General features: G+C 40.8%; 7 protein-coding genes and 1 tRNA gene. 3 read left to right on the top strand and 5 right to left on the bottom strand.

Annotation, left to right across the window (positions count from 1 at the left end; all coding sequences use genetic code 11):
* The 3 genes from QZ562_RS03010 to QZ562_RS03000 form a co-directional block, all read left to right on the top strand.
* Positions 1-801: DUF6607 family protein (locus QZ562_RS03010; protein ID WP_363315316.1), on the top strand; the 801-nt coding region annotated here is incomplete at its 5' end.
* A 1-nt stretch (position 802) separates the two neighbouring features.
* Positions 803-1,279, top strand: a complete 477-nt coding sequence (locus QZ562_RS03005; protein WP_293756735.1) for a hypothetical protein — start codon at positions 803-805, stop codon at positions 1,277-1,279.
* A gap of 367 nt (positions 1,280-1,646) precedes the next feature.
* The gene (locus QZ562_RS03000) at positions 1,647-1,823 is read left to right on the top strand and encodes a hypothetical protein (protein WP_293756733.1); all 177 of its coding nucleotides are present in this window, start codon (positions 1,647-1,649) and stop codon (positions 1,821-1,823) included.
* Positions 1,824-2,073: 250 nt separating this feature from the next.
* Here the strand turns inward: QZ562_RS03000 and QZ562_RS02995 are convergent.
* The 5 genes from QZ562_RS02995 to nlpI all read right to left on the bottom strand — a co-directional run bounded on the left by QZ562_RS02995 (position 2,074) and on the right by nlpI (position 6,265).
* Positions 2,074-2,163: transfer RNA gene (locus QZ562_RS02995), tRNA-Ser, on the bottom strand.
* Between the two features lie 240 nt (positions 2,164-2,403).
* Entirely contained in the window at positions 2,404-2,991 is a 588-nt protein-coding gene (locus QZ562_RS02990; RefSeq protein WP_293756729.1) for a beta-phosphoglucomutase family hydrolase, read from the bottom strand.
* A 113-nt stretch (positions 2,992-3,104) separates the two neighbouring features.
* Positions 3,105-4,163 (bottom strand): quinolinate synthase NadA, encoded by a 1,059-nt coding sequence (gene nadA, locus QZ562_RS02985; RefSeq protein ID WP_293756727.1) that lies wholly within the window; start codon positions 4,161-4,163, stop codon positions 3,105-3,107.
* A gap of 79 nt (positions 4,164-4,242) precedes the next feature.
* Positions 4,243-5,355: a hypothetical protein gene (locus tag QZ562_RS02980; protein WP_293756725.1), complete on the bottom strand. Its 1,113-nt coding sequence runs from the start codon at positions 5,353-5,355 to the stop codon at positions 4,243-4,245.
* 1 nt (position 5,356) lies between these two features.
* Positions 5,357-6,265: a lipoprotein NlpI gene (nlpI, locus tag QZ562_RS02975; protein WP_293756722.1), complete on the bottom strand. Its 909-nt coding sequence runs from the start codon at positions 6,263-6,265 to the stop codon at positions 5,357-5,359.
* Positions 6,266-6,458 lie beyond the last annotated feature (193 nt).

Genomic DNA, 6,458 nt, shown 5'->3' with positions numbered 1-6,458 from the left:
TATCATACGGTGAAGCGCGCATACGAGCGAGTACGAGTAATTGAAACAATCCCCGGCTTTAGTAGTCTGCAACACATGTTATTAGTGGGTGATAAACATCAGTTTCATATCAAACATTGGCGTCAAGATAGGATTTACGCACCAGAATCCATTCATGAATTTGTCGGATTTAATAGCTGGAAAAAGCGCGACTTAAAGCAACAAGAACGACAGGGAAAATGGGCTCAGGTTGTGTATCAAGTGGACGATAGCCCACGTTACGCGGGATTGGCGGCTTGGCAACATGACAATGGAATATCGCAATGGGCATCTGAAGTGAATATGCGTCCCTTGCCGCGCAGAGATATGACTAAACGAGACGACTATGATGCTATATTGGCGGTCAATCGACACGCAGTGACACCTAATGGATGGGTGCACGAGCAAGACAATTCAAAACTTATTTTACGCTCACAAACAGCAACACTTTTAGCAAGAGAAATTGGCATAAACACCTATGTGCGTGATGATCAAATTGCGTTTTCGGTGGCAGATGATTACTGGCACTTAACCAAGGACTACTGGCAAGCTGTGCGTGATAAATGGAGTGAAGTTGAAACTAACAATGCATATTTTTCACTCACTATCCAAGGCGAACCCACAGCGCTGTATATGCCCATGCTTGAATATGCAGGTTATGTCAAAGACGGTAAAATGGGTTTAGCGGAAGCTATCAATAAAGCCCACCAAACCATCGACCAATACACTACCAACGAACCGCTGCGCCCCTCACAAAATATAAGCCTATCAGGTCAATATTGATATGTTGTCTAGAATTGGATTTATCCTAGGAGTAGCAATCATTGTTGCGACTCCTTGGGTGTTTTGGACGGGATTAACAATAGATATGCAGCCAGAAAGGGAGACACTAATCGCAGCAATCTGGCATCACATTGGTATCTCTATGTTGTTTTTACTATTGTTCATTGTGTATTTGCTAGCGAGATTATTGACCGTTCAAACAAAGCTGACGCAGGGCTACCAAAACACAGCTAATATGCTTGTCATATTGACACTATTAGCACTGTTTACTAGCGGATTTTTAACCGTATGGGCCAGGGGTTCTGCAGTCAAAGTATTTGATTGGTTAGTGATCCCCAGCCCAGTCGAGCGAATGCAAACAGCCTATTCAATACTCGAATATAGCCACGGATTAATCAGTCAATTGAGTAAAATTGTGGTGCTGATGTGGTTAGCATCCCATGTCTATACTTGGGCTCAACACAAGCGACATCAATAGTTATTAACTTAATTGAATCGTTTCAAAACGAGCACAACCAAGTCCAATAGTTTGTACTTACTAGAAACCTGCGGGGGCAGGTTCGCTGAAGCGTATCATTTGTCACCAAGTTTACCGTTCAATCCGTTAGTTATTTGGTCCGCTTTGGGCGTATAGCCGAAGTAACAATCAAAGGTGCCCAATGACCGGAGTTGGCTGTGAGATCAATTAATCTCACAGCACCTAGCTGCTTATCGTATTAAGGCTGTTTTTATCTTGCTAACAACCCCCTTTTTACTAATAGGGGGAGTATCTTTTTCTAGCCTTTAAAATTAATTTCAAACGCAGCTGTACTAAATTTGGTATTCAAACACGGCAAGGAAGCTAGATGAGCACAATTATCGGTCAAACAATAATTTTTGCCTTAGAAGAGGCTATAAATAGACAAAAACAAATTAATCAAACTCTGCTCAACTCAAATTTATATGATCAAACAAAAACTATGCTCAATGAACAAACTAAGCTCCTCATAGAGATGCTTTCTCTATGCAAGCGGGTTTATTAGTTACTTTGGTATAAATCCATCTGACGGTCTCTAATGAGCGAATAGGAGTAACTGGATTTATCTTTGCTGCCTAACGATTGCAATAATGGACGTAATAAAAATCGGTCCCCTTCTTCCATTGATCAGGTTCGATTAATTTTCTGTAAGGTCGTTTTTTATAATAACGTGGATATTTGACGGTCTTCTTGACGGATCGCAAAGTAATAGATATAAAAAAGCCTCTGTAAAACAGAGGCTTATCTATAGTATTTGGCGGAGAGGGTGGGATTCGAACCCACGTTAGGTTTAACCCTAAACACGCTTTCCAGGCGTGCGCCTTAAGCCGCTCAGCCACCTCTCCAAAACTTTGCTTATTTATTTAAGTTGATGGTATTCAACTTGGCGCTTAGCGTGCGCTTTGATTATTATCTGTTGCAGACGATTGCTCTAAGTCGCTGCTACAAAAGAGGCGCGTATGTTATGGAAAACCGCTTGGCTGCGCAAGCACTAACTGCAACCAAACTGATGATGCGCCGTTTTATTAGTCATATCACTGCTAATAATACAAAAAACACCTATCTGACAAACATTCGCCCGATTATTATGGCAATACTATTTTACCATTAATGACCATGATGCAATCCATGCCAGCATTCTGGGCAGCTTGACGACCTACCTCGGTGTCTTCAAACACCACACATTCGTTTGGCTGTAAGCCCATGTTCGTGGCAACGGTTATGAAGGTTTCACCGTGCGGTTTACCGTGAGTGACATCAGATGCAGTAACTACCGTTTCAAGACGTGCTAATAAGCCTGTATCAGTCAACATCTGAATAGCATTGTTACGTTCTGAACCAGTGCCTACACCCATTTTTAGTATGCCCTCGTAACGTTGCATTACTTGAAATGTATCGTCGATAATACTTGGGCTATCTTTAAGTTTCAAAAACATTAGATTTTTTGTTTTAGTCACTGCGTCTGGATCATGGCTAAGCCCATGTTTTTCGTTAAGAAGCATAACAATGTCTCTGGTGGGTACACCGCCAAGGTTATGTATATACTCTTCGTCAAAAGGATAAGCATATTTCTCACAAGCGTGGCGCCAAGCTATATTGTGCGCCCCCATTGAGTCTATCAAAGTTCCGTCCATATCAAACACTATCCCTTTGTAGCGGCTTAAATCTAGCATGTCATGCTCCTGAGTATTAGATTGGGTTAGAAAGAATTATATGGCTTACGCGTAACTAAATATAAAAAAGCCAGAAAACTGGCTTTATCTGGTTAAATTGTTTGAAAAGTGGGTTAAGCGTTACCTTTTATTTTTAGCTTTAGATCTGCTGCAAAGTCCAACATCCGATTTAGCGGAATTAAGGCTTTTTCACGTGTTGCATCATCAACAAAAATTTCGTGTCCATGGGTTTCAGTCAGTGCTTGGTAAATCGCTTTTAGGCCGTTCATAGCCATCCATGGGCAGTGAGCACAGCTTTTACAGGTTGCGCCATTGCCACCTGTTGGTGCTTCTAGCAAAGTTTTGTTTGGAGCAGCTTGTTGCATTTTATAAAAAATGCCTCTATCTGTGGCAACGATAAATTTATTATGTGGCAATGTTTTAGCGGCATTAATCAGCTGAGTGGTTGAACCTACTGCATCAGCCATGTCTATTACGCTTGCTGGAGATTCGGGGTGTACTAACACTGCGGCATCTGGATGAAGGTGTTTCATATCGTTGAGTGCTTTGGCCGAAAACTCGTCATGCACGATACATTCGCCTTGCCATAGCAACATATCGGCACCCGTTTGTTTGGCTACATAAGCACCTAAGTGTCTATCAGGGGCCCAGATGATTTTTTCACCCAGCGAGTCCAGATGGTCAACAATTTCTAATGCGATACTTGATGTGACTACCCAATCGGCGCGGGCTTTGACCGCTGCTGATGTGTTAGCGTAGACCACTACAGTGTGCTCTGGGTGAGCATCACAAAATGCGCTGAACTGTTTATCAGGGCATCCCAAATCTAGTGAACAGGTTGCTTCTAGGGTGGGCATGAGTACTTTTTTATCTGGGCTGAGAATTTTTGCGGTTTCGCCCATAAATCGTACGCCCGCAATAATCAAAGTGTCGGCTTCACAGTCGCGCCCAAATCTGGCCATTTCTAGTGAGTCAGAGATACAACCGCCGGTTTCTTCGGCTAAGGCTTGAATCTCGGGGTCAGTGTAATAGTGCGCTATCAAAACGGCATTGTTTTGTTTAAGCAGTGTTTTGATTTGTTGCACGTATTCGTACTGCTGTGTATCACTCAGCTCAATAGGCTTGGCTGGAAAAGGGTAATCAATGGTTTTTACAGAAAATAGCTCAGACATATTTTTTAAGGCACTACATGGTACTTGTAAAACGTTCGATTATTATACCCATTTGTGATGCAATTAATATATTTTCGAGTTAAAGATTAGTAACCTTATTTGCAAAGGACAAGATGTATTGTTGATACTTAGCACGCCAAAACTGGCTTTCTGATAAGTTATTGGACTGTTCGTATAACTGGGCAAAGTTAATATGTGCAGATGGAAGATTAGGTGTTTTTTGCAGTTGCCTTTGCCACGCAATTAAATAGTGATTAGGTATGAAGCCAGTATCATGATATTCCATAAACGTTAGTTGATTTGATGCTTTAAACGCCTGAGTCGAGTGATTATCACAAGTCCGCGCTGCAAATATATCAGTGTTGTCTTGTAGTCCTAGTGAGTGCCAGTATTGTCTATCAGCATCTAATTTATCTATTTGTTTAAACACAATGTTAGGTGCATCAACTCCAGCACACACCCGTTTTGCTAAGCTTTGACTCAGTGGGTATTCATCAATAAACCCTGAGAAGTGCGCTAATTCGTGAATAAACACGTCGTAGCTGTCTTGGCGGTCAAGAAACATAATACCGTTATGTACGTTGGCTTTGCCTTTTTTGGCAAACATCACTAAATGGGTAAACGGTAAGCGTTTTAGTTTTTCAGCGAGTGACAATAGTTGGCAGCCTAATCGGCCACTTTGTTGCCAATTGTCTTCGCAGATAATTTCCAGCGGATCAAACCAAGTCATATCATAAATACAAATAGGTAAAGAGCTTAGGCGAGAGTCTTGCTCAAAACGTGACCTAAAATATTCTGCTTGCACTAATGAATCTATATCCGGGGTGACAAATAATAATTTTTGTTGACAGTTATCAGGTAAAGCAGATAACTGCTGCATAAAATCAGAATTGCGATTTTTATTAAAAGCGGTCGTATGATATTGATACAAGCCCGTTAAGGACTGCAGCTCCGCATTCAATTTTTTTGTCCTGAGTGATGAAAATACTTGGGCTGACTGTTGGTACTTTTTATCACGCCACAGGGCTTTACCATGAGCAAGTTGTTGTTTGGCTGCTTTGTAGGATATTGGGTGTGTAGGAGCTGGGTTTTGTAATGAAGAGTTAATATCTATTAAGTAGTGATTAACCAAAAACCAAACAGGGATCAGTATACAAGATATGGCTATTCCCCATTTAGTCAATACTGTCATTTTATTGAGTTTGTATCTCGTCTGTACCCGTTTCATTAGCTTTATCGCGTAATAAATTAAGTTCTAAACGTGCGTAGCGGTGTTCAACATACTCAAATACGTTAGTGCTTAATGCAAGCTTGAAGTAGTTTGACGCAATCCCTTTATTGTCTCTTGCTGAGTGGTATTTGCCTAAATAAAAATAAGCCTCACATAATCTATCAGTCAATTGCTGCTGACTAGTGACGCCGCTAATTAGTGAGCTAAGCAATTCATTTTCGGTTGTTTTTTCAAGGTATAAATCGACTAGTTGAGTCGCCCAGTTTGTTTCATCTAAATTTTTTCGCTGCTGCGCGAGTTCAATCAACGCTTGAGGTTTATCTATTTCACTGGAAGCTAGATAATTCCAAAGTGCACGATAAGGATCTGATGCATTTTTATCATAAAACTCAACAAAATCACGGACTGCCAAATCGGGACGTCCGCCATAATATAGGGCGATACCACGATTCAAAAACGCAAATTCCATGTCTGGATTAATATCTAAGGTGGCATCAAAAGCCTCGTAAGCCTGAATAAAATTCATTTGCAAGGTGTAATGCACACCTAAAGAATTATAAGCTTCAGCTAAGTCAGGCTTTAAACGGATAGCCTGATTAAAATCGTATTGAGCTAACCCAGTTAACCCTACACTGTCATATAAGGTGCCACGCTGGTGTAGCAGTTGTGCTCTTTGTTCATCTTCTAAGTCGGTATTACTTAAAATATGGCTATAACGTGCAATGGCCAATTGTGAACGTTGGCTCATAGGTGCAGGTTCGGCTAATAATAAATTACCCATTTGTCTGTTGCCCTGCATAGAGCCGCTATTGTTTGCACAACCAAATAAGAATGCGCTGAGTAAAATGATGCTGCTGAGATGTTTATACATATTAATAAAGAAGTTTTACCTGAAAATAGATGACTTGTGTGACCCTAACTTTAAGCCTTGGTTTCACTGCGACTCTTTAAAATAGTCGAAAACAAAGGAAACATATGCGACTAAGAATCTCTTATTTCCCTGTAAAAGTAAAGTTGCCCTATGGTCTGTTCTCTTTAAGTATCAATTAAACTTGAATCTCACG

Source organism: uncultured Paraglaciecola sp., from assembly GCF_913058035.1.
In the GTDB taxonomy this organism is placed as follows: domain Bacteria; phylum Pseudomonadota; class Gammaproteobacteria; order Enterobacterales; family Alteromonadaceae; genus Paraglaciecola.
The sequence above is the reverse complement of the archived record's forward strand: the minus strand, read 5'-3'. Positions and strand labels throughout refer to the sequence as shown.